This is a genomic window from Haloimpatiens myeolchijeotgali, from assembly GCF_042688525.2.
Classification (GTDB): Bacteria; Bacillota; Clostridia; order Clostridiales; family Clostridiaceae; genus Haloimpatiens.
Genome location: NZ_JBHWAB010000001.1, coordinates 3,324,035 through 3,345,757 on the forward strand (window position 1 = coordinate 3,324,035; position 21,723 = coordinate 3,345,757).

At 29.5% G+C, this 21,723-nt stretch carries 15 protein-coding genes and 22 tRNA genes; 1 reads left to right on the top strand and 36 read right to left on the bottom strand.

Translation table 11 applies throughout. The features are described from left to right. Window positions 1–167 precede the first annotated feature (167 nt). From ACFIJ5_RS14850 to ACFIJ5_RS14980, 27 genes are all read right to left on the bottom strand, one after another. On the bottom strand, window positions 168–761 hold the full coding sequence (locus ACFIJ5_RS14850) for a hypothetical protein (protein WP_379808411.1): 594 nt from the start codon (window positions 759–761) through the stop codon (window positions 168–170). Window positions 762–798: 37 nt separating this feature from the next. Continuing rightward, window positions 799–1,137 (bottom strand): hypothetical protein, encoded by a 339-nt coding sequence (locus ACFIJ5_RS14855; protein ID WP_379808413.1) that lies wholly within the window; start codon window positions 1,135–1,137, stop codon window positions 799–801. Between the two features lie 955 nt (window positions 1,138–2,092). Further along, window positions 2,093–3,034: an ATP-binding cassette domain-containing protein gene (locus tag ACFIJ5_RS14860; RefSeq protein ID WP_379808415.1), complete on the bottom strand. Its 942-nt coding sequence runs from the start codon at window positions 3,032–3,034 to the stop codon at window positions 2,093–2,095. Window positions 3,035–3,424: 390 nt separating this feature from the next. After that, window positions 3,425–3,501 (bottom strand) — tRNA-Arg (locus ACFIJ5_RS14865). 67 nt (window positions 3,502–3,568) lie between these two features. Then, a tRNA-Gly gene (locus ACFIJ5_RS14870) sits at window positions 3,569–3,642 on the bottom strand. A gap of 4 nt (window positions 3,643–3,646) precedes the next feature. Next, window positions 3,647–3,722, bottom strand: a tRNA-Gly gene (locus ACFIJ5_RS14875). Between the two features lie 16 nt (window positions 3,723–3,738). Further along, a tRNA-Leu gene (locus ACFIJ5_RS14880) sits at window positions 3,739–3,822 on the bottom strand. 14 nt (window positions 3,823–3,836) lie between these two features. Beyond that, window positions 3,837–3,912 (bottom strand) — tRNA-Lys (locus tag ACFIJ5_RS14885). A gap of 4 nt (window positions 3,913–3,916) precedes the next feature. Next, a tRNA-Gln gene (locus tag ACFIJ5_RS14890) sits at window positions 3,917–3,991 on the bottom strand. A gap of 3 nt (window positions 3,992–3,994) precedes the next feature. Further along, window positions 3,995–4,070, bottom strand: a tRNA-His gene (locus ACFIJ5_RS14895). Between the two features lie 31 nt (window positions 4,071–4,101). Next, window positions 4,102–4,177, bottom strand: a tRNA-Lys gene (locus ACFIJ5_RS14900). Between the two features lie 5 nt (window positions 4,178–4,182). Further along, window positions 4,183–4,259: transfer RNA gene (locus ACFIJ5_RS14905), tRNA-Arg, on the bottom strand. 6 nt (window positions 4,260–4,265) lie between these two features. After that, window positions 4,266–4,339, bottom strand: a tRNA-Gly gene (locus ACFIJ5_RS14910). Between the two features lie 16 nt (window positions 4,340–4,355). Further along, window positions 4,356–4,431 (bottom strand) — tRNA-Pro (locus tag ACFIJ5_RS14915). A gap of 25 nt (window positions 4,432–4,456) precedes the next feature. Further along, a tRNA-Arg gene (locus ACFIJ5_RS14920) sits at window positions 4,457–4,533 on the bottom strand. A gap of 5 nt (window positions 4,534–4,538) precedes the next feature. After that, window positions 4,539–4,612: transfer RNA gene (locus tag ACFIJ5_RS14925), tRNA-Gly, on the bottom strand. A gap of 4 nt (window positions 4,613–4,616) precedes the next feature. Next, window positions 4,617–4,692: transfer RNA gene (locus tag ACFIJ5_RS14930), tRNA-Gly, on the bottom strand. Between the two features lie 16 nt (window positions 4,693–4,708). Further along, window positions 4,709–4,792 (bottom strand) — tRNA-Leu (locus tag ACFIJ5_RS14935). 14 nt (window positions 4,793–4,806) lie between these two features. After that, window positions 4,807–4,882 (bottom strand) — tRNA-Lys (locus ACFIJ5_RS14940). A 4-nt stretch (window positions 4,883–4,886) separates the two neighbouring features. Then, window positions 4,887–4,961: transfer RNA gene (locus ACFIJ5_RS14945), tRNA-Gln, on the bottom strand. A 3-nt stretch (window positions 4,962–4,964) separates the two neighbouring features. Beyond that, a tRNA-His gene (locus ACFIJ5_RS14950) sits at window positions 4,965–5,040 on the bottom strand. Between the two features lie 20 nt (window positions 5,041–5,060). Next, window positions 5,061–5,136: transfer RNA gene (locus tag ACFIJ5_RS14955), tRNA-Lys, on the bottom strand. A gap of 5 nt (window positions 5,137–5,141) precedes the next feature. Continuing rightward, window positions 5,142–5,218, bottom strand: a tRNA-Arg gene (locus ACFIJ5_RS14960). Between the two features lie 4 nt (window positions 5,219–5,222). After that, a tRNA-Gly gene (locus ACFIJ5_RS14965) sits at window positions 5,223–5,296 on the bottom strand. Window positions 5,297–5,310: 14 nt separating this feature from the next. After that, window positions 5,311–5,386: transfer RNA gene (locus tag ACFIJ5_RS14970), tRNA-Pro, on the bottom strand. Window positions 5,387–5,541: 155 nt separating this feature from the next. After that, window positions 5,542–6,012: a metallophosphoesterase gene (locus tag ACFIJ5_RS14975; protein ID WP_379808417.1), complete on the bottom strand. Its 471-nt coding sequence runs from the start codon at window positions 6,010–6,012 to the stop codon at window positions 5,542–5,544. 313 nt (window positions 6,013–6,325) lie between these two features. Next, a complete protein-coding gene (locus ACFIJ5_RS14980) occupies window positions 6,326–6,925 on the bottom strand; it encodes an XTP/dITP diphosphatase (RefSeq protein ID WP_379808419.1) in 600 nt (199 codons plus the stop codon). Between the two features lie 385 nt (window positions 6,926–7,310). Between ACFIJ5_RS14980 and ACFIJ5_RS14985 the strand changes: the two genes are divergently transcribed. Further along, entirely contained in the window at window positions 7,311–8,720 is a 1,410-nt protein-coding gene (locus tag ACFIJ5_RS14985) for a hypothetical protein (RefSeq protein WP_379809625.1), read from the top strand. 308 nt (window positions 8,721–9,028) lie between these two features. On the opposite strand, the gene gatB is transcribed toward ACFIJ5_RS14985, so the two are convergent. From gatB to ACFIJ5_RS15030, 9 genes are all read right to left on the bottom strand, one after another. After that, on the bottom strand, window positions 9,029–10,459 hold the full coding sequence (gene gatB, locus ACFIJ5_RS14990) for an Asp-tRNA(Asn)/Glu-tRNA(Gln) amidotransferase subunit GatB (protein ID WP_379808421.1): 1,431 nt from the start codon (window positions 10,457–10,459) through the stop codon (window positions 9,029–9,031). 15 nt (window positions 10,460–10,474) lie between these two features. After that, window positions 10,475–11,932 carry an Asp-tRNA(Asn)/Glu-tRNA(Gln) amidotransferase subunit GatA gene (gene gatA, locus ACFIJ5_RS14995; protein ID WP_379808423.1) on the bottom strand — a complete coding sequence of 486 codons (1,458 nt, stop codon included), beginning with the start codon at window positions 11,930–11,932 and terminating at the stop codon, window positions 10,475–10,477. Between the two features lie 57 nt (window positions 11,933–11,989). Next, the gene (gene gatC / locus ACFIJ5_RS15000) at window positions 11,990–12,277 is read right to left on the bottom strand and encodes an Asp-tRNA(Asn)/Glu-tRNA(Gln) amidotransferase subunit GatC (protein WP_379808425.1); all 288 of its coding nucleotides are present in this window, start codon (window positions 12,275–12,277) and stop codon (window positions 11,990–11,992) included. A 458-nt stretch (window positions 12,278–12,735) separates the two neighbouring features. Continuing rightward, window positions 12,736–15,057: a phosphodiester glycosidase family protein gene (locus tag ACFIJ5_RS15005; protein ID WP_379808427.1), complete on the bottom strand. Its 2,322-nt coding sequence runs from the start codon at window positions 15,055–15,057 to the stop codon at window positions 12,736–12,738. 240 nt (window positions 15,058–15,297) lie between these two features. Continuing rightward, the gene (locus ACFIJ5_RS15010) at window positions 15,298–15,567 is read right to left on the bottom strand and encodes a hypothetical protein (protein WP_379808429.1); all 270 of its coding nucleotides are present in this window, start codon (window positions 15,565–15,567) and stop codon (window positions 15,298–15,300) included. A 182-nt stretch (window positions 15,568–15,749) separates the two neighbouring features. Next, window positions 15,750–17,720, bottom strand: a complete 1,971-nt coding sequence (ligA, locus tag ACFIJ5_RS15015; RefSeq protein ID WP_379809626.1) for an NAD-dependent DNA ligase LigA — start codon at window positions 17,718–17,720, stop codon at window positions 15,750–15,752. 77 nt (window positions 17,721–17,797) lie between these two features. Continuing rightward, the gene (pcrA, locus tag ACFIJ5_RS15020) at window positions 17,798–20,029 is read right to left on the bottom strand and encodes a DNA helicase PcrA (RefSeq protein ID WP_379808431.1); all 2,232 of its coding nucleotides are present in this window, start codon (window positions 20,027–20,029) and stop codon (window positions 17,798–17,800) included. A 156-nt stretch (window positions 20,030–20,185) separates the two neighbouring features. After that, window positions 20,186–20,494 carry a YerC/YecD family TrpR-related protein gene (locus tag ACFIJ5_RS15025; RefSeq protein WP_379808433.1) on the bottom strand — a complete coding sequence of 103 codons (309 nt, stop codon included), beginning with the start codon at window positions 20,492–20,494 and terminating at the stop codon, window positions 20,186–20,188. 405 nt (window positions 20,495–20,899) lie between these two features. Next, window positions 20,900–21,613, bottom strand: a complete 714-nt coding sequence (locus ACFIJ5_RS15030) for a pseudouridine synthase (protein ID WP_379808435.1) — start codon at window positions 21,611–21,613, stop codon at window positions 20,900–20,902. Window positions 21,614–21,723: the final 110 nt, after the last annotated feature.

Below are 21,723 nucleotides of genomic sequence, written 5' to 3' on the forward strand. Positions count from 1 at the left end.
ACGAATTTGAAAAAAGTTATTTTTTAATTACTGATTCCTACGGAATATTAATTAAAAAATCTTTTTTCAATATGAGTAAAGCTTAGAACTTGTTACTGAAGTGAAAGGTTTTTAAGCAAGATATCATTTCCCGTAGCGGCTATTTTTCATCTGCGAAAGTTGAATTATTAATATATATCCTTTTGAATTTCTGCAATTATTTCAGGACTTCTTCTTATTTCTATTAATTTATCATTTTTTAATCTAATACTTAAAACTTTATATTTTAATCTTCCTTTTTTAACTATATCTCTTGTTTTTATGTACATAATATCCTCTCTTAATACAATTCTATCTCCACTTACAATAAATTTGTCTCCTATATAAAAATTATTAGTGGACAAAGACAGATTATTTAATGGAACTATCATTATCCAAGCTGATCTTATGAATTCTGCATCTCCTGTAATTATGGAATAAGAATACATTGCTAATATAAATATAATTAGAATTCCATAAAAAATTTTGAATCCTCTAGTATCTAATGGGTTCTTACCTATGCATTTTAAATTATCCATCTGTCTTAATGTATTTAAAGTTATTCTTGTTTCTATAATATAACAAGTTAAATATGCCATAATAATTTCCATAAATATTGTATAGCCATATTCAAATCCTTTAACTTCATTTGAATTAAGAAAATATATTATTAAAGGAAGTACTATTGCCTCAAATAATACAAACAACATAAATTGCATTTTATATCTTTTTTTATTGTCCACATTTATCACCTCTATTTTAATTATTAAAGTTTTATTATTAATGCGAATTTTTCTTTACTATCTTATTTCTGTTAATTTCAAAATCAATTTTCTTTTGATTTCCTATAAAACATAAACCTAAAATTAAAACACATAAACCAATTGAAGTAAAATATGCTGCAAAACCTTCATAATTACTTATTTTATTGATATGCATAGCTATTATAAGTGATATACCTGCCATGACTAGAAATATACCTATTATCATACATTCTATCCCCAAAACTTGATTCCACTTTCCCTTATATGACATGGAGATTCCAAGCACCATACACGCTATAGAAATAGCATAAAGACCTACTATTTTTACTATAAATATATTCGTAATATCTACCACTTGTATTAAACTTTCAGTTGTAATTAATATACCTGAAAATAAACATATTCCTCCTACTATAAAAAGAATAATTGAAATAATTTTTTTATTGTACTAAACTTTGCCTTACCACTTAACATTATACTTCCCCCTTATTTATTAAATCACATTATTAAATAATTAAAAAATATATATGATATATTTAGCTATGTAATTATTTCTTGCATATATTATGTATATATTTATCTTTTTACAAGTTTCATTTTTCTTTTTTATATAGTTAATATTAATTATTAATATTACATTAATAATTATATAATATAGTATTAAATAACTCAAATGGAGTTATTTGCTTAACAATATTTTAAAACATCATTAGAATAAATTATATATGTATTTCTAATGTTTTCTCCATACTTTTGAATATTTCGCATATATCTAATTTTGATAAAACTTAAAATAACTCATGAATGTAGTAAGATTTGTATAAAAGATGTGTTTGGTGAAAATCTATAACTGCTTAATAATTAAAATTTAACAATTGAAAATTCTCAACATTTTATTGCAAAAAGAAAATTGCCCCACAAGATTTACAGTTCTTGTGAGGCCAAGGTGCCCTACGTTTTGCCCAAAAAAATATGTACTGGTGCGCCCAGAGGGAGTCGAACCCCCGACCTCCAGATTGAAAAGTAAGCATTCTATACGATTTATTGTAATTTATAAAAATGTGTAAACATAATGTATATTCCTTTCTTTCGTTTAACAAAATTTTTATATAATTATTAAGATTTTTGTTACTAGGAAATAAATATTATACTTAAAATATATTTAATTACAAGAATTAACCCCTAATATTTTTTATTTTCTTTTAGATTTGTCACAAGAAAATAAAGTTTTACCTAAGTCTAATTAATTTTTTACATTTAAATACACTAAGTTATAACATTTCATATTTTATAAAAACCATAATCTTCAGCTAATTATTGTACCATTGTTTCTGACTGTTATATAAGTAGGCATATTCTCCCTCTATGTCAATAAGTTCATCATGTGTACCTACTTCAATAATTTTGCCATCTTTCATAGTAATAATTCTGTCAGCAAGTCTTGCTGCTCCAATCCTATGAGTTACAAGTATTCTAGTTTTATTTTTTGTAGTTTCAATAAAACTTCTCATTATATCCATTTCTTGCAATGGATCCAGCGAAGCTGTAGGTTCATCAAACACAATCAATGAAGCATCCTTATAATTAGCCCTTGCAATGGCTATCCTTTGCCATTGCCCAATTGACAAATCCGTTCCTCCAAATTCTTTTGAAAGCAAAGTATCTATGCCATTATTTAAATGTTCCTTAATATCACTAAGATTAACTCTTCTAAGTTCTTTTTCCACCTTATAATTATCCACTTTTTCAATAAACCCTAAGGTAATATTTTCCTTAAGAGTTACTGGATACTGCTTAAAGCTTTGAAATACTACGGCAATCTTTTTATAAATAGACCTCATATACAGCTCTCTAAAAGACTTTCCATTATAAAAAATTTCTCCCTCAGAAGGTTCATAAAGTCCTGTGATAACTTTAGTTAATGTAGTCTTTCCACAGCCATTTTCTCCGACTATTGCAATTATTTCTTTAGGCTTTATCTCTATAGAAATATTATTTAGGACACATTTTTCAGAATTAGGATATTTGAAATTTATATTTTTAATTGATATTTCAAGATTTTCTTCACTTTCACTAATCTTTTCACTACCAGTGATGTTCTTATAATCCAATATTTTATTAAGATTATAAAGACTGTTATAGCTTTCAGAAACACCTGCAATCTGAGAATTAAACAATTGATCCATACGATTATACATAGTGGTAACAGCAGTTAAAACTGCTCCTGTCTCTGCCACTGAAATAGATCTCATTAAAGTAAGATAATATATAATTCCTATCAAGATTATAAAACCTAAAAAATAAATAAAATTAATTATTAGTTTTATAATATTAATTTTATTAAACGCTTTCAGATTCAAATTAGTTAATTCATCCAAAGCCTCATCTAACTTGCTTTTTAAAAATTTAACCGCATTTAAATGCCTTGTTTTATTATGATTTGTTTTAATTTACATAAAACTAGGGGAGAATCAATGTCTAAAAGAAAAAAATCAAGGCTTAGAGAAGTTTTAGTACTTCTCTAAGCCTTGATTTATACCTAAAAATTCTGGATATTTTATTGCAAAAAGAAAATTGCCCCACAAGATTTACAGTTCTTGTGAGGCCAAGGTGCCCTACGTTTTGCCCAAAAAAATATGTACTGGTGCGCCCAGAGGGAGTCGAACCCCCGACCTCCAGATTCGAAGTCTGTCACTCTATCCAACTGAGCTATGAGCGCAACAATTTTTCATTTTCATGAATAATGCGCCTTGTAGCTTAAATCTAATTAAACCAAAGACGCATTATGGAGCGGGTGAAGGGAATCGAACCCTCGTAACCAGCTTGGAAGGCTGGGGCTCTACCATTGAGCTACACCCGCATATTGGAGCGGAAGACGGGACTCGAACCCGCGACATCCACCTTGGCAAGGTGGCGCTCTACCAACTGAGCCACTTCCGCATATTTATATTTTTATTGGTGCAGGTGAAGGGAGTCGAACCCCCACGCCATAGGCGCTAGATCCTAAGTCTAGTGCGTCTGCCAATTCCGCCACACCTGCATTTTATACATTTTTGGTGATCTACCGGGGAATCGAACCCCGGACACCATGATTAAAAGTCATGTGCTCTACCAACTGAGCTAGTAAATCATATTGGCTGGGATGGCAGGATTCGAACCTGCGGATGCAGGAATCAAAATCCTGTGCCTTACCGCTTGGCGACATCCCAATATGGGGTGAATGATGGGATTCGAACCCACGACACCCAGAGCCACAATCTGGTGCTCTACCAGCTGAACTACATCCACCACATTAATTATTTTTTAGTTATTTTGTTAATGGTGCGCCATCAGGGATTCGAACCCTGGGCACCCTGATTAAGAGTCAGGTGCTCTACCAACTGAGCTAATGGTGCACAATTGGTGCGTCTTAAGGGATTCGAACCCCTGGCCCACGGCTTAGAAGGCCGTTGCTCTATCCAACTGAGCTAAAGACGCATACTTTGGAGCGGGTGAAGGGAATCGAACCCTCGTAACCAGCTTGGAAGGCTGGGGCTCTACCATTGAGCTACACCCGCATATATTTTGTTTTTTTGGTCGGGGTGACAGGGCTTGAACCTGCGGCCTCATGGTCCCAAACCACGCGCGCTCCCATCTGCGCCACACCCCGGCATTATTAACTTAACTTTAAAATCTGGTGCGTCTTAAGGGATTCGAACCCCTGGCCCACGGCTTAGAAGGCCGTTGCTCTATCCAACTGAGCTAAAGACGCATCCTTGGAGCGGGTGAAGGGAATCGAACCCTCGTAACCAGCTTGGAAGGCTGGGGCTCTACCATTGAGCTACACCCGCATATTGGAGCGGAAGACGGGACTCGAACCCGCGACATCCACCTTGGCAAGGTGGTGCTCTACCAACTGAGCCACTTCCGCATATTTATGTTTTTATTGGTGCAGGTGAAGGGAGTCGAACCCCCACGCCATAGGCGCTAGATCCTAAGTCTAGTGCGTCTGCCAATTCCGCCACACCTGCATTTTATACATTTTTGGTGATCTACCGGGGAATCGAACCCCGGACACCATGATTAAAAGTCATGTGCTCTACCAACTGAGCTAGTAAATCATATTGGCTGGGATGGCAGGGTTCGAACCTGCGGATGCAGGAATCAAAATCCTGTGCCTTACCGCTTGGCGACATCCCAATATGGGGTGAATGATGGGATTCGAACCCACGACACCCAGAGCCACAATCTGGTGCTCTACCAGCTGAACTACATCCACCACATTATTATTAAATTAACTGGTGCGCCATCAGGGATTCGAACCCTGGGCACCCTGATTAAGAGTCAGGTGCTCTACCAACTGAGCTAATGGTGCACATCTGGTGCGTCTTAAGGGATTCGAACCCCTGGCCCACGGCTTAGAAGGCCGTTGCTCTATCCAACTGAGCTAAAGACGCATCATGGAGCGGGTGAAGGGAATCGAACCCTCGTAACCAGCTTGGAAGGCTGGGGCTCTACCATTGAGCTACACCCGCATATATTTTGTTATTGGTCGGGGTGACAGGGCTTGAACCTGCGGCCTCATGGTCCCAAACCACGCGCGCTCCCATCTGCGCCACACCCCGGCAATCATTGCCTTTAGAAACTAACTTCTAAACTTTGTTACTTCCTTACTTGAAAGTTTATTTTGTTTTTCGTTTTGTTCCCGACGACAATGATTATTCTACACTATACTTTTAAATTCGTCAATACCTTTTTAATATTTTTTTGCTTTTTTTTATTAAATACCTACTATGGATACATCTGTCATACCATTCTCAATTTTCAAAATTGCTACGCTCTTTTGCCCATTTCTTGGTAGTGATGGACTTCCAGGATTTATATACCATATACCTTCTATATATTCTGCCATGGAACAATGTGTATGTCCAAATAATACTATATCTATTTCTTCTTCCAATGCTCTATATCTTAATCTACTCAAATCATATTTAACACCATACGCATCTCCATGAGTAATTAATATCTTTTTACCATTTACTATTTCTATCCTCTCACTTGGTACTCTAGACGTAAAATCACAATTACCTCTAACATTTATAATTTTACACTTAAAGTGATTTGATAACTCCTCTACATCTCTCACATTATCTCCTAGATGTATTATCAAATCAACATCCTTAAATATTTCTTCTATTCTACTTATACAAGTTAATTGCCTATGTGTGTCACTTATCACTCCTATAAGCACTTTTATTCCTCCTATGTTATAATTATTATTTAACTCAATTTTCGTAGTAAAAAAATACTGTATAGCGAATGAAAATGATATATTGCGTAAGAAACATTTAATATCAATTAAGAATTAATAATTAAAAATTAATAATGAAGGTTGATTTTTGCTTTAGCAAAATTTTAAATTATATATTAGTTATTTTGCCCTAAGGCAAAATTTCCTTTATTATTAATTATTCATTATTAACTATTAATTATCTTTAAAGTAAAAGGTTTCTAAGCAAGATATCGTTTCCCGTAGCGACTATTTTTCACCTGCGAAAGTTGAATTACTTAACTATCTTCTTCACTTCTTCATCAAGTTTTTTTAACGCATTGGCTCTGTGACTTATTGAATTTTTCAGCTTAGAATCCATTTGTGCAAAAGTCATATTATATTCTGGAATAAAAAATAAAGGATCATACCCAAATCCATTTTCACCACGTTCTTTTTCTATTATACGTCCTTTTATTTCACCTTCAACTTTTACTACCCTTTCGCTATCTACTATCAATACCATGGCACAAACAAATTTAGCTCCTCTTTCTTCTTCCTTAATTCCTTGAAGCATTTCTAACAACTTTTCATTGTTTTTCTTATAATTTCCGTGTTCTCCTGCAAATCTTGCTGAATATACACCTGGAGCTCCTTCTAAAGCATCTACCATAAGGCCTGAATCGTCCGCTAACACCATAGCATCTTCTACTATTTTATAAATCTCACTTGCCTTTATATATGCATTTTCCATAAAAGTAATTCCTGTCTCTTCTATATCTATGTTTATTCCTACTTCTTTTAACGATAATACTTCCATATCAAATTTAGATAAAATATGTTTTATTTCTTCTATTTTGTGTGCATTATTACTTGCAACAACTAATTTTTTCATATATAGTTCCTCCTTATATTCTTTTATAATAAAGTTTATATACATTATTAAAATTTTATCCTTTAATTATGTTAATCACTACATTATACAATTAAGAATTAATAATTAAAAATGAATAATGAAGGTTGATTTTTGATTTAGCAAAAATCATTAATTATATATTAGTTATTTTGCCCCAAGGCAAAATTTCCTTAATTATTAATTATTCATTATTAACTATTAATTATCTTTAAAATAAAAAGTTTCCTATCAAGATATCATTTCCCACAGCGATTGTTTTCACCTGCAAAAATTGAATCATTAACTATTTAAGTATTATTTTTACATAGACAAGCAACATTTCACCCTCAATTACATATATTTTTATAAGGATTAATTTTGGGTGGTGTGTGTATTGAAATATATAGGTCCTTTTTTAAGAATGAATACATTAAATACAGATAACATAATGAATCAGCTATTTCACTTATCTAAAGAATCTTTTAAAAACATAGTTTTAAACTCTAAATGTGGAATTTTAGCTTCTTCAAAGGATTTAAAATTAAAAAATATTTCTAATAACGATATTAACATAATTGAAAATTTTTCTCCACTACTATGTATTTATAAAAAGGGAGATTCAAAACTTATAAATGATAATGAAACTCTCACTTGGAGCTCTGAAAAGCTAAAAAAAGAAATTAATATATCTAATAATGCATTCATGAGTTTATGTTTATTAGAATTATGTGAGTACTACGAACAGTTTAAAAACATTGACAATAAAAAATATCTCTACTATGTACTTTATCTTAATCTTTGTAAAAACCAACTAATTTTTTATGCTTCATATTTAAGAAATACTGAAGGTGTCTTTGTAAATAAAATAGATATTACTGATACACTTTCTGAAGATTTCAAATTTGAAAATAAAAATTCTAAATTTAGATACTCAGACCAAGCATTACTGATGGCAGCCTTTTACAAGTATTCCATGTTATCGAATGACAAATATAGCAAAGAATTTAGAAACTTCTCACTAGATATACTAAATATGCTCTTACAATTTAAAAATGAACTTTATGAATTATCTTTTGAAGAATTAAATAAACTATGTTTTGCATTAAATTTATTTTATGATTATTCTGATAATGAAGATGGAAAATTATTACTACTTGATTTATGTGAACTTCTAACTGATGAATACGAAAGCAAAAATACTCAAATTTCTGACGAGCGCTCGTTAAAAGAAAAATGTCTAACTTGTTTAAATTTGATTTTATCCTTTAAACATATAGATCTTTTGAACATCAACGATGCTTTAGATAAAACTTTCTCAAATCTTACAAAAATGTATGATGATAATATAGGAATTTTTTGTCCTTCTTATGATGATAAAAAAGTAGACTTTTCTTCTATAGAAATAATGTTATACTTTTTAGACATACTATCCTATTCTACTATAAAACAAACTAATGAATATAATGATATAATTTATAATGTATTTAAATATCAAATAGTAAACTCAGGTATTATATTAAGTTGGCCTGAAGCTCCTAACTTAGATGATGTTGAAAGGTATAAAGATTTCTCATTAAAATCAGAAGATCTTCTAGATGAAATAAACTTTATAATGCCAAATATATCTACTCCTGAAAATACAGAACTTGCACCTGTTTTTATAAAAAATATAACTTTCAATAGAAAAAAAGAATGTTTCAAACAAGGTAGAAGTTCATTTTATAGTGAACCTAATATGTTTATATTTTTTACAATACTTTATCTAAAAAATTCATTAAAAAATAAAAATATTTAAGATATTTAAAGGACTCCTATATGTTAGGAGTCCTAAAAGCCTTTTATTATAATTCAACTTTCGCAGTTAAAAACAATCGCTACGGGAAATGATATATTGCTCTGAAACCTTTCACTTCAGTAACAAGTTCTAAGCTTTACTTATATTGAAAAAAGATTTTTTAATTAATATTCCGTAGGAATCAGTAATTAAAAAATAACTTTTTTCAAATTCGTAAAGCTAAGAACTTGTAAACTTTGTTCAAATGTTTCTTACGCAATATATCATTTCCCTTCGCTAGATAGTATTTTTAACCTGTAAAAGTTGAGTTATAATTTTTTAATTTCTTCGTTAAGTAACTTATTAACTATTTGAGGGTTAGCTTTTCCTTTAGTAGCTTTCATTACTTGACCTACTAAAAATCCAATAACTTTAGTTTTACCATTTTTATAGTCTTCTATAGAACTTGTATTATCTTGAAGTACTTTTTTAACCACTTCTAAAATAGCACCTTCATCACTATTTTGTACTAATCCTTTATCTTTAACTATCTTATCTGGCATTTCACCTGTCTTATACATTTCCTCAAGTACTTTTTTACCTATAGCCTTAGATATTGTTTTTTCATTTATAAGTTTTATTAATTTTGCTAAATGCATAGGAGTGAATTTTAACTCTTCTACTCTTATTACATCTTCATTCATTAATTTTGAAATATCTCCCATTATCCAGTTAGATGCTGCCTTAGGATCTCCACTTTTCTTTGCTGTTTCTTCAAAGAAATTTCCCATATCCATTGACAATACTACAACTTCAGCATCATATTTTGGTATTTCATATTCTTTTATAAATCTTTCTACTTTCTCGTGTGGAAGTTCAGGTATATCATTTTTTATCTCTTCTATCCATTCATCTGGTATATTTATTGCTACAAGATCTCCTTCTGGAAAATATCTATAATCATTTGCTTCTTCCTTGCTTCTCATAACTTCAGTTATGCCTTTAGTTTCATCCCATCTTCTCGTTTCAACAGTTAATTTTTTACCATTTTTAACAGCTTCCACTTGTCTTTTAAATTCATATTTTAATGCCTTTTCTAAAGCCTTAAATGAATTCATATTTTTTATTTCTGTCCTTATACCAAATTTTTCACTGCCTTTTTCTCTAACAGAAATATTAGCATCACATCTTAATGAACCTTGTTCCATTTTACAATCTGAAATTTTACTAGCTTGTAAAATGCTCTTTAGTCTTTCAAAATATAGTACAGCTTCTCTTGGACTTCTTAAGTCTGGTTTTGAAACTATTTCTGCAAGTGGTACACCTGCTCTATTGTAGTCAACTAATGTTCCAAATTTAGTATGTAAAAGTTTTCCTGCATCTTCTTCTATATGAATTCTTTCAATTCCTATTCTTTTTGTTTCACCATTCTCTAATTCTATGTCAATATATCCATCATGACAAAGAGGTTTTTCATCTTGAGTTATTTGATAATTTTTAGGACAATCCGGATAAAAATAATTTTTTCTATCCATTCTACTTACTTGATTTATTGAACAATTTAAAGCAAGTCCTGCTTTCATTCCATATTCAACAACTTTTTTATTCAATTGTGGAAGTGATCCTGGAAGTCCCATACATATAGGGCAAACATGTGTATTAGGTTTTCCACCAAATTCTGTTGTACAACCGCAATATATTTTAGTTTTTGTTGCAAGCTCTGTATGAACTTCTAATCCTATGACTGCTTCAAATTCCATACTTTTCACCTTCCTTTACACATTTGGCATGTTTTTGTGCCAGTTAGTAGATTGTTCATAGCTATATGCTAAATTAAATAGTTTTCCTTCTTCAAAATAATTTCCTATGATTTGTAATCCTACTGGAAGACCTTTTGCCATGCCGCATGGTACTGATATTGCTGGAAGTCCTGCTATATTTACTGGTACTGTATATATATCAGATAAGTACATTGAAAGTACATCTTCTTTTTTTTCACCTATCTTAAATGCAGTTGTTGGTGATGTTGGAGATACTACTACATCATATTGTTTAAAAACTCTTTCAAAATCTTGTTTTATTAAATTTCTAACCTTTAATGCTTTCTTATAATATGCATCATAATAACCCGTAGATAATACATATGTTCCAAGTATTATTCTTCTTTTAACTTCTTCTCCAAATCCTTCACTTCTTGATTTAAAATAAATATCTACAGAATCTTTAAATTCTTTTGCTCTACGACCATATCTTATACCATCAAATCTTGCAAGGTTTGATGAAGCTTCAGCACAAGCTATTATATAATAATCTGCAAGTGCATATTCTGCAAGTGGAAGTGATATCTCCTCTACTACTGCTCCATTTTGTTTTAATACTTGTATTGATTCTTCAATTCTAGCTCTTACTTCACTATCTAACCCTTCTCCAAAGAATTCGTTTGGAATAGCTATTCTTTTACCTTTTATATCTTTTGTAAGAAATTTATTATAATTTGGAACTTCTACATCTGCAGTTGTAAAATCTCCGCTATCAAGTCCAGCTATACATTTTGTAAGTATTGCACAATCTTCTACGTCTTTTCCCATTGTTCCAACTTGATCAAGTGTAGAACCAAATGCAACAACTCCATTTCTTGATACTCTACCGTAAGTTGGTTTTAATCCTACTACTCCACAAAGTGAAGCAGGTTGTCTTACTGAACCACCTGTTTCTGTACCAAGTGCAAGTGGTGCTTCTCCCGCTGCTACTGCCACTGCTGAACCACCAGAGGATCCCCCTGGTACTCTATCAATATCCCATGGATTTCTTGCAAGTTTAAATGCACTATTTTCATTTGAAGACCCCATTGCAAATTCATCCATATTAGCTTTTCCTATAATTACAGCACCATCTTTTTTTAATTGTTTAGTAACATGTGCATCATATGGTGATGTATATCCTTGTAATATCTTAGAAGCACAGGTATTTTGCATACCTGTTACATTTATATTATCTTTTACAGCTACAGGAATACCTGCAAGTTCTCCAGCATTTTCTCCTTCTGCTATTTTTTTATCTATTAATCTTGCATTATTTAAAGCTTCTTCCTTTGCAACATAAAGTAAAGCTCCTAACTTTTCGTCAACATTTTTAATTCTATCTAAATAAGCTTTGGCAACTTCCTCAGCTTTTATTTCCTTTTTATTTATCATATCCCTAATTTCATGGGCAGTTAACTTATGTATTTGCATTATATCCCACCTTCAATTACTAATTTCCCGTAGCGACTATTTTTCACCTCCCAAAGTTCAATCTATAACTTTTGGAACCATTACATATTCTTCTAACTTTTCCGGAGCATTATTTAAAATATCTTCAAGCTTCATTGATTCTTTAATTTCATCTTCTCTGTATTTATTCTCTATGTAATATGGATTCACTATTATATCTATATTTTCTGTATCAAGCTGATTTAATTTTTCCATATAATCTAAAATTTTATTTAAATCATTTGTAAGACCAGCCTTTTCTTCTTCAGTAAAACTTAATCTTGCAAGTTCTGCAACATATTCTACATCTTTCTTTGAAACTGCCATATTATCCCTCACTTCTTATTTACATATTTATCCACAACTAACTACCTATATAATTTCTTTTTCAAAACAGAATCATACTAAACACTGAGCAACTTGATAAGGTAATTTAACTTTTAATATTATAAACAAATACCATATAATTAAAATTTATATATAATTATTTAACAGCTACAGTCTATTATTATATAACATAACACTTTTATTTTACCATAAAGATATATTTTTTACAGAATAGAAGTATATAACAAATTTGTTGTTAAATTTTCCATTTAATAAAACTAAATTCATATAAATAATATTTTAAAACTTATTACTCTTCAATTTAATAATAAAATCGAATGACATACTATCATTCGATTTTATTATTAAACTAATCATATTTTTTTAAGATATTTTACAAATTTTCATTGGACAAAGTATACTCATATTATTACACACTCTTGCTATTTCCCGAGAAATTAATATATAAATCTTATATCATCAACATATACTTTCCCACTATAATGTAAATTTTTATTTGTTTCTACAAAATAAAAATGATCTAATTGTACTGACGTTGTTATTTGACTTGGTACATCTGCCTCTACATATTTCCAGCCTTTCCAATTGACTCTATTTACAAAATTAATTGTATATCTTCCACCATTTTTATTTTTTAAAACAGCTCTTAACCATGGTGCCTTTCCATCTCCACATACCCACATACCTATTTTTTTAGGTTTTGCTTCACTTATATATTTTGAAGATATATTTGTACCTTTTTGATCTTTACTCCTATGCATAACATTTATAGTTCCATTGTATCTTCTTTTCCATTTAGAATCATAATTATATGTTATTTTATAACTATATCTACCACTTCTTTGATTTTCAGTGCTTATTGTTCCCATTCCACCTATATATCCATTAACATAATATATTTTATTATCACCATGTTCAAAATTATCAATAAGAACTGGATCTTTACCTACTTCTACATCTATACTACAACTTTTATTTCCAACCTGTGCAATTATTTTGCCCTTTGCTTTTCTATCTACAGCCTTAAATAATCCACTTTTATCTATAGTACCTATATTCCCTGAAACTTTCCAATTTGTACAATTATTATTTAATACTATGCTTTTTCCATCTTTAGTTTTTGCACAAGTACTAAGTTTTTTACTTTCACCTTTAGACATAACTAATTTGTTTGTATTAGATACAATAGATAACATTGACACTTCATCTAATACTTTTACATTAACCACATCTTTCACGCCATTTACCGTTACTGTTATTTGTCCTTGTCCCGATTTATTAGCTGCTGTAAAAACTCCATCTTCACTTATAGTTCCTAACTCAGGATTACATTCCCACTTGATTTGTGGATTTTTAAAATCATATACATTATAGTTAGCATCTATAGCCTTTAATGAAATTTTATACTTACTTCCCTTATATGCTATTATGTCTCCTCCTGCATTAACAGTTAAAAGTTCATCTGTTCTTGGTGCATTAGTTAAAAATAAAATAGAATTTGTTATTCCTCTTTCACGTCCATCAGACGGTCTATTTACTACACTACAATTTCCTTTTCCAATTCCTCTTACATTCATTTGTGTAGAACCGCCACCATCTAAATTTATGGCCTTAACTACTTTTTCATGTTCCATTATTTTTGCCATTTCCGGAAGAGTAAGTCCATAACTTTGGCTATTTGAATAACCACCATCAACAGTTATCGCTACCACTTCATTTTTTGCTGTTATTCCTATAGCAGTTCTTCCTTTATGCTTAGCTCTAACAATAAAACTTTCTGCACCCTTATTTATCATCTCTTGTTCTGATAGTGCTCTACCATTATAAACTAAATAATTATATCCTCCCATAAGTTCTGAAATACCTTTTTTACTAAATCCTACTTGTATACAAGCTCTAGAACCTACTTTAAAATTATCTTTAATAAATTTTGCTTTAGCACCACTTGCTGCGACAACAATCTTATTTCCTTTTATTATGTAATCCCTATTTCCATTATTTATTTGTTCAACTTTTCCTTCAAAAGGTTTGTCTAACTTTAATGGGACTTCATTTCCACTTACAACCATATACACTGTTGATTTATCTAATTTTGAAATATTGATTCTTCCATTAACAGTATAGTCTTTTGTGTATACTAACACCTGACTATTACGTGGTTCTCTATTTACAGTATCAATATTTATTGATTTATTATTACCACTATTTTTTACATTTCCATTAAAATTTAACTTATCAATAAAAGCCTTTCCATTACTATCTATACCAAATATAGGCATTGTTTTTTCATCAGACTTATAACCATAACTTAGAAGTAATCTTCCATCTTTAACTTGAGGGCCTACATTCATAAAAGTAGATGTATAATACATATCTCCATTTATACCAGCTACAACTTTCTTACCTTTTTTAGTCTCTCTTTGTATCTGTAAACTTAACCTTTCAGCACTTTTTATTGATTCTTTAGCTTTAGCTGTAACAATTTTTACATATTTATCATTTAAATTTGCTTTTATAATATTAGCAGTTTCTCTTAAATCAGAGGACTTGTCCTTAAGGTTAATTTGCTTTTTAGTATACTCAACACCTTTAGCAACATTTCCTTTTTGTAATATAGTTTCACTTTTCACTACACTATTATTTTTACTTTCTGCTGCTTTGATAACTTTTATATTTTCTACATTTATAAAAGCAGACATAAAAAATACCATCATAAATAGGCTTGTACATTTTTTTATTAATTTAAATCTACTCCTCATAAGTCTTCCCCCATTTTCCTAAATTAATATATTATATTTTTTAATCATATAGTTATTTTACGAATATTTTCTCATATGGTATTATATACAATTATATTATATATTACTATATATTACTATATTTATCCACACCAAAAGTTAAAAAAAGGTTACAATTTAACAGAGCAAAAATACATATTACATAAAAACCTTTCACTTTGGTAATAAATTATAAAAAAACACAGGATAACCCTGTGCTTTTTAATATACTCCTACATACATAAAAAATATTGTTCCAACAGCTAAAATCATACATAACAATGGATATACTATGTTTGTAGAATTAGACTTTTGAATATACATTTTTATTGCCCATGTAATCATAGTGAAAAATATACAAATCTGAATTATCTTATAAGTATTAAAATACTTTAAATAAATGAATTGATATGTAGTTAGTAATGTCATTATCAAAATTGCTACTGTTACAACAACACATACCCATCCCACTACATCAACAATTTTTTTCATTTTTTCTTCCTCCGCTTAGCATTTATTTTACTAAACTGTCAGCTAAAAAGAATGACAGTTTTAAAGTATATATGCACTCTTACTTTCCGCTTCTTCTATATTATTATTTTTTCATAATTTTGTAAATACTAAAATATATTCATATTAAGCTTAAATAAACTTTGTTGTATTTTTTTATGAATTTATATCATTTTTTCAAATTCTTCTTCTGAAATAATATTGATTCCAAGTTGTACGGCTTTATCATATTTTGATCCTGGATTTTCTCCTACGATTACATAATCAGTTTTTTTACTTACGCTACTAGAAACTTTTGCACCTAACTGTTGTAGTTTTTCTTTGATTTCACTTCTACTGTATTTTTGAAGTGAGCCTGTTACTATAACAGTTTTTCCATTGAAATTATTTTCTACTACTTCAGTTTCTTCAAAATATGGTTCAACTCCAACTTTAAATAATTCTTGTATACTTTCATTTATCTTTTCATCTTCAAAAAATTCTACTATGCACTGTGCTACTGTATCTCCTATATCTGGAATCATAACTAATTCTTCAAATTTAGCCTTTGTTAATCTATCAAAGTTTTTAAAAGTTTTAGCTAAATCTGTAGCTGTTTTCTTACCAACATTAGGTATTCCAAGAGCATAAATAAATGATGGAAGATCACATTTTTTACTTTTTTCTAATGCATCTATTAAATTTTGAGCTTTTTTATCTCCAAATCTATCTAAATTTAAAAGTTTTTCTTTCTCCATTTTATATAAATCTGAAATAGCTTTAATATTTAAACATTCAAAAAGTTGTTCTGCTGTTTTTTCACTAAAACCAGCTATATTCATTGCTTCTCTAGAGGCAAAATGAACTATACTTTTTACAAGTTGAGGTTTACATGATAAGGTATTTTCACAAAAATAGTGTACCCCTTCTCTTATTATTTCACTGCCACAGTATGGACAGACTTCAGGTGGATTTATTTCCTTACTCCCCTCTAAGCTTTCTTCTACTATTCCCATAATTTCTGGAATAACATCATTAGAACGTCTTACAAATACTCTACACCCAAGCCTTACTCCTTTTCTTTTTATATCATCAATATTGTTTAAAGTGGCCCTCTTGACTGTAACCCCTCCAATATCTACTGGTTCTAAAATTGCTGTAGGACTTACTCTTCCACTTCTACCTACATTCCATTCTACCTCTAAAAGTGTTGTAGTAGCTTCTACTGCTTCAAACTTAAACGCAATTGCCCATTTAGGAAATTTTACTGTATATCCTAACATCTCTCTTGTTTTAGTATCATCTATTGCAATAACTACTCCATCAATATCATAATTCAATTCATCTCTTATACTATCTACATATTCAATTTCTTTTTGTATTTCTTCCATGGTAGTACATTCTTTTACGTAATCATCCATAGGAAGTCCCTTTTCTTTTATAAAATTAAGCATTTCTATGTAATTTTTAAAAGGAGATCCTTCATTGTAACCTACATCATAGAAAAAAGCTGATAAATTTCTTTTTGCTGTTTCTTTTGCATTTAAATTTCTTAAAGCTCCAGCTGCTCCATTTCTTAAATTTTTAAGAGGAATATTTGCACTTTCATTATATGCTTCAAATGCTTCTTTTGTCATAATTGCTTCTCCATGCACTTCTATAACTGCATTATTATCTATCATTAATGGTATTGATTTTATAGTCTTAACCTGTGCTGTAACATCTTCTCCAATAATTCCTGTTCCTCTTGTAGCAGCTTTTACTAATACTCCTTTTTCATTGTAAGTGCAATTAACTGTAAGACCATCAAATTTTTTGGTAAGAATATATTTTAAAGATGGAAGCTTATCAGAATGTACAGCATTATATGCTTCAACAGCTTTCTTGTTTCTATTGTCCCATTCTACAAGTTCATTTATACTTTGAGCCTTATCCAAACTCCAAAGATTAGCTTTATGAGTATATTTATCAAATTGAGATAACACCACATCTCCAACTCTTTGAGTAGGAGAATATGGAATTACTACCCCTGTTTCCTTTTCTAAGCTTACAAGTTTATCATAAATCTTATCATACTCTTTATCTGAAATACTAGGATTATCTAGCACATAATATTCTTGAGCATATTTATTTAATTCATCTATTAACTCTTTCATTTTTTGAATTTTATCATTGCTCACAGTTTTAAATCCCCCTCTTCATAATACTTATCAATTTTATAAAGCTTTTACACTTAAAGAACTTCTATTGGAGCCATGCCTAAAATCAAGTTCTTTATACCATAGTTATCAAAAGCTATTGTTACTTTTACTCCATTCTCTGTATTTTTTTTAGCAACTACTGTTCCAATACCAAAGGCTTTATGCTTTACTTTTCTTCCTGGAACAATTTCACCTTCATCTTTACTTGAACTTGAGGATTCTACAGCTGCTTGACTAAATGGAGTATTATTCCTAAAATTAACAATACTATGTGGGTTGTTTTGTGCATTGTATCTCATATTTTTTCTTGCAGCTACACGAGGGTCATTGCCAAGTAAACTAACATTTTCTTTCAAACTCATAGGTATTTCTTGTATAAAATCAGACACTTCATAACAAACTGTTCTACCAAATACCCTTCTACTTTCTGCTGAAGTCATATATAAATTCTCTTTTGCTCTTGTAATACCAACATAGCAAAGTCTTCTTGCCTCTTCCATTTCCGTAAAACTATTCAAACATGCCATTCCAGGGAATATTCCATTTTCCATTCCTACCATGAAAACTATTGGGAACTCAAGTCCTTTTGCACTGTGAACAGTCATAAGTACTACAGAATCTGCATCTTCATCAAAATTATCAATGTCAGATACTAATGTTACTTGTTCTAAAAATGCAAAAAGTGTCTTTTCTTCTGAAGTATTTTCAAATTCTACTGCAGCAGAAACAAGCTCTTTTAAATTTTCTATTCTAGCTTTATCTTCTACCATATTTGATTTTTTTAATACATCCATATATCCAGTTTTATCTAATATCTCTTGTATAAGTTCTGAAACTGAAATTTCATCTTTTTTAGCAATAAAACTATTTATAAGACTAGTAAACTTATTTATTGAATTAATAGTTCTCTTAGCAATTCCAGGAACATTTTCTACATCAAGAATTACACTATACAAACAATCTTCTATTTGATTTGCAAAATCTTGAATTTTTCCTACAGTAGTTTGACCTATAGAACGTTTTGGTACATTTATTACCCTTCTTAAACTAATATCATCAACTGGATTATTTATAAGTTTTAAATACCCTAGAATATCCTTTATTTCTTTTCTATCATAGAATTTTAACCCACCAATTATTCTATAAGGTACTCCATTTTTTATAAATATATCTTCAAATGTACGTGATTGAGCATTAGTTCTATATAATATAGCAAAATCTCTATAATTTCTATTTTCTTTTTGTTTAATATCTCTTATCTGTTTTGTTACAAATAATGCTTCATCTATATCAGAATATGCTCTGTATAGTTTTATTTTTTCTCCATCTTCACTTTGTGTTCTAAGAGCCTTACTTTTTCTTTGGGCATTATTTTTTATAACTTCATTAGCAGCATTTAATATATTTCTTTTTGATCTATAATTTTGTTCAAGTTTTACTACTTTAGCTTCTGGATAATCTTTCTCAAAATCAAGTATATTTCTAATGTCTGCACCTCTCCATTGATATATACATTGGTCATCATCTCCAACAACACATATATTTCTATGGGCACTAGCTAATAATTTTACAAGTTCATATTGAGCTCTATTAGTATCTTGATACTCATCTACCATAATATACTTAAATTTTCTTTGATAAAATTCTAAAGTTTCCTTATCTTTGTTAAACAATTCTACAGTCTTAAATATCAAATCATCAAAATCTAAAGCATTATTACTTTTAAGTCTCTTTTGATATAGCATATACACATCTGCAATTTTGTTTAGTTTATAATTTGATTCATTTTCTTTTTTAAATTGCTCAGCAAATATTAAATTATTTTTTTGTTCTGATATTTTATTAATAATTTCTTTATCAGTTATGTCTTTATCATTTATATTTAATTCTTTCATACATTCTTTCATTAATACCTTTTGATCATAGCTATCGTATATAGCAAAGTTTTTATTATATCCTAATTTATCTATTTCTCTTCTCAAAATTCTAACACAACTTGAGTGAAAAGTTGAAACCCACATATGATTCACTTCATCGCCAACTAATTTTTTAACCCTTTCTTTCATCTCTCCAGCTGCTTTATTTGTAAAAGTAATAGCTAGAATTCTTGAAGGATATATGTCTAAATCCTGTATCATATGTGCTATTCTGTATGTTAATACTCTAGTTTTTCCTGATCCAGCTCCTGCTAATATTAAAAGTGGTCCTTCAATAGTCGTTGCTGCATCATATTGTTCTTTATTCAAAAGCTCTTTCAAATCCATTTTATACCTCCTAAACTCAAGGTTCTAATCTAACATAATAATTTAATTTTATCCTTCCTTTTATTATACTTGACAATAAACCAATTAATCAAACTTAAAAATATAAAAATAAAAGCAGCCTTTTTACCTTACTATTGGCTGCTAATAATTATTATTTTATTTTGAAGAATCTTTTAGTTTTTTTAATATAATTTTATATCCGTCACATCCATAATTTAATGCTCTATTCACTCTACTTATAGTAGCTGTACTTGCTCCTGTAGAATCTGCTATATCCAAATATGTTCTCTTTTCGATAAGCATTTTTGCAACTTGAAGTCGCTGTGCTAATGCTTTTATCTCATTAATAGTACATATATCTTCAAAAAATCTATAACATTCTTCTTTATCCTTTAAGCTTAAAATAGCATCAAATAAAAAATCCATCTCTTCACTCTTCAACTTAGATTCATATGTACTTCTCATATTTTCTCACTCCTCTTGCATTTTGAAAGAAAAGATTTGCATTAATACTACTTTAATTCTATCATTTTTTAAAGTTTTAATCTATTAAATTAATAATTTTTTTTATTTTTACGTTTTAATAAAATAAATTTAAATATTATTTTAAAAACACATAACATATATTATATAAAAAATCAAAAAAAAAAATAAAACAGCCCTTGGGGCTTGGGCTGTTTTGATGATAAATAAAAAGGGGGCTATTTATCTTTTCATTTATCCTTGCACTATTATTATATTTAAAAAAACACAAAAATGCAATAGTGTTTGCAAAAATAATTGTAAATATTTCATTAAATGAATAGATTTCATTCATATTTTTTTAACATTTATTAACTACAAATAAAATTTACCTTATTATATAGATTTTTAAATAGTTAATGATTTTAATTCTTCATCAGTTAGTTCTCTATATTCACCCTCTTCTAGATTTTCATCTAATTCTAAAGTTCCAAAAGAAATTCTCTTTAAATAAACCACCTTTTTACCTCGTGCTTCAAACATCCTTTTTACTTGATGGAATTTTCCTTCTTGAATAGTCACATACACTTCAGATCCATCATTATCTGCTTTCATAACTTGAAGCTTTGCTGGCATACATTTATATCCGTCGTCTAAAATTATTCCTTTTTCAAAAGCTTCTATATCTTTATCACATACCGCTTTATTTATCTCAGCATAATAAACTTTATCCACATGATTCTTAGGAGATATCAATTTATGATTTAACACTCCATCATTAGTTAAAATTAAAAGACCTACTGTATCTTTATCTAATCTTCCAACTGGAAATGGATTAAAAACATTATATTCAGGATCAATTAAATCAACTACTGTCTCATCATATTTATCAAATGTAGCAGATACTACACCATCTGGCTTATTCATCATTAAATATATATTTTTTTTATATGAAATTTCTTCTCCATTAATTTCAATTTTACATTTCTCAGGATCAATTTTTAGTCCATTATCTTTTGCAACTTTTCCATCTACTGTAACTAATCCTTTTTTTACTGCTGCTTTTATTTCCTTTCTTGTTCCATATCCTAAATTCGCTAAAACTTTATCTAGTCTTTCCATCTTTATCTCTCCTTTTAAATAATAACCAATCTTTTGTAGAAAAATAAAAAATCATAATATAATTATGACTTTTTATCTTTATATATATACATTTAAATTTTATCATTAAA

Bases quoted from the DNA above. Each gene is read 5' to 3' on its own strand.
- ACFIJ5_RS14860 (WP_379808415.1), bottom strand. From the start codon at position 3,034: ATGAGATCTATTTCAGTGGCAGAGACAGGAGCAGTTTTAACTGCTGTT.
- ACFIJ5_RS14980 (WP_379808419.1), bottom strand. From the start codon at position 6,925: ATGAAAAAATTAGTTGTTGCAAGTAATAATGCACACAAAATAGAAGAA.
- gatB (WP_379808421.1), bottom strand. From the start codon at position 10,459: ATGGAATTTGAAGCAGTCATAGGATTAGAAGTTCATACAGAGCTTGCA.
- gatA (WP_379808423.1), bottom strand. From the start codon at position 11,932: ATGCAAATACATAAGTTAACTGCCCATGAAATTAGGGATATGATAAAT.
- gatC (WP_379808425.1), bottom strand. From the start codon at position 12,277: ATGGCAGTTTCAAAGAAAGATGTAGAATATGTTGCAGAACTTGCAAGA.
- ACFIJ5_RS15005 (WP_379808427.1), bottom strand. From the start codon at position 15,057: ATGAGGAGTAGATTTAAATTAATAAAAAAATGTACAAGCCTATTTATG.
- ACFIJ5_RS15010 (WP_379808429.1), bottom strand. From the start codon at position 15,567: ATGAAAAAAATTGTTGATGTAGTGGGATGGGTATGTGTTGTTGTAACA.
- ligA (WP_379809626.1), bottom strand. From the start codon at position 17,720: ATGAAAGAGTTAATAGATGAATTAAATAAATATGCTCAAGAATATTAT.
- pcrA (WP_379808431.1), bottom strand. From the start codon at position 20,029: ATGGATTTGAAAGAGCTTTTGAATAAAGAACAATATGATGCAGCAACG.
- ACFIJ5_RS15025 (WP_379808433.1), bottom strand. From the start codon at position 20,494: ATGAGAAGTACATATGAATCTAAGTTGAAGAGTGAAGAGATGGATTTT.
- ACFIJ5_RS15030 (WP_379808435.1), bottom strand. From the start codon at position 21,613: ATGGAAAGACTAGATAAAGTTTTAGCGAATTTAGGATATGGAACAAGA.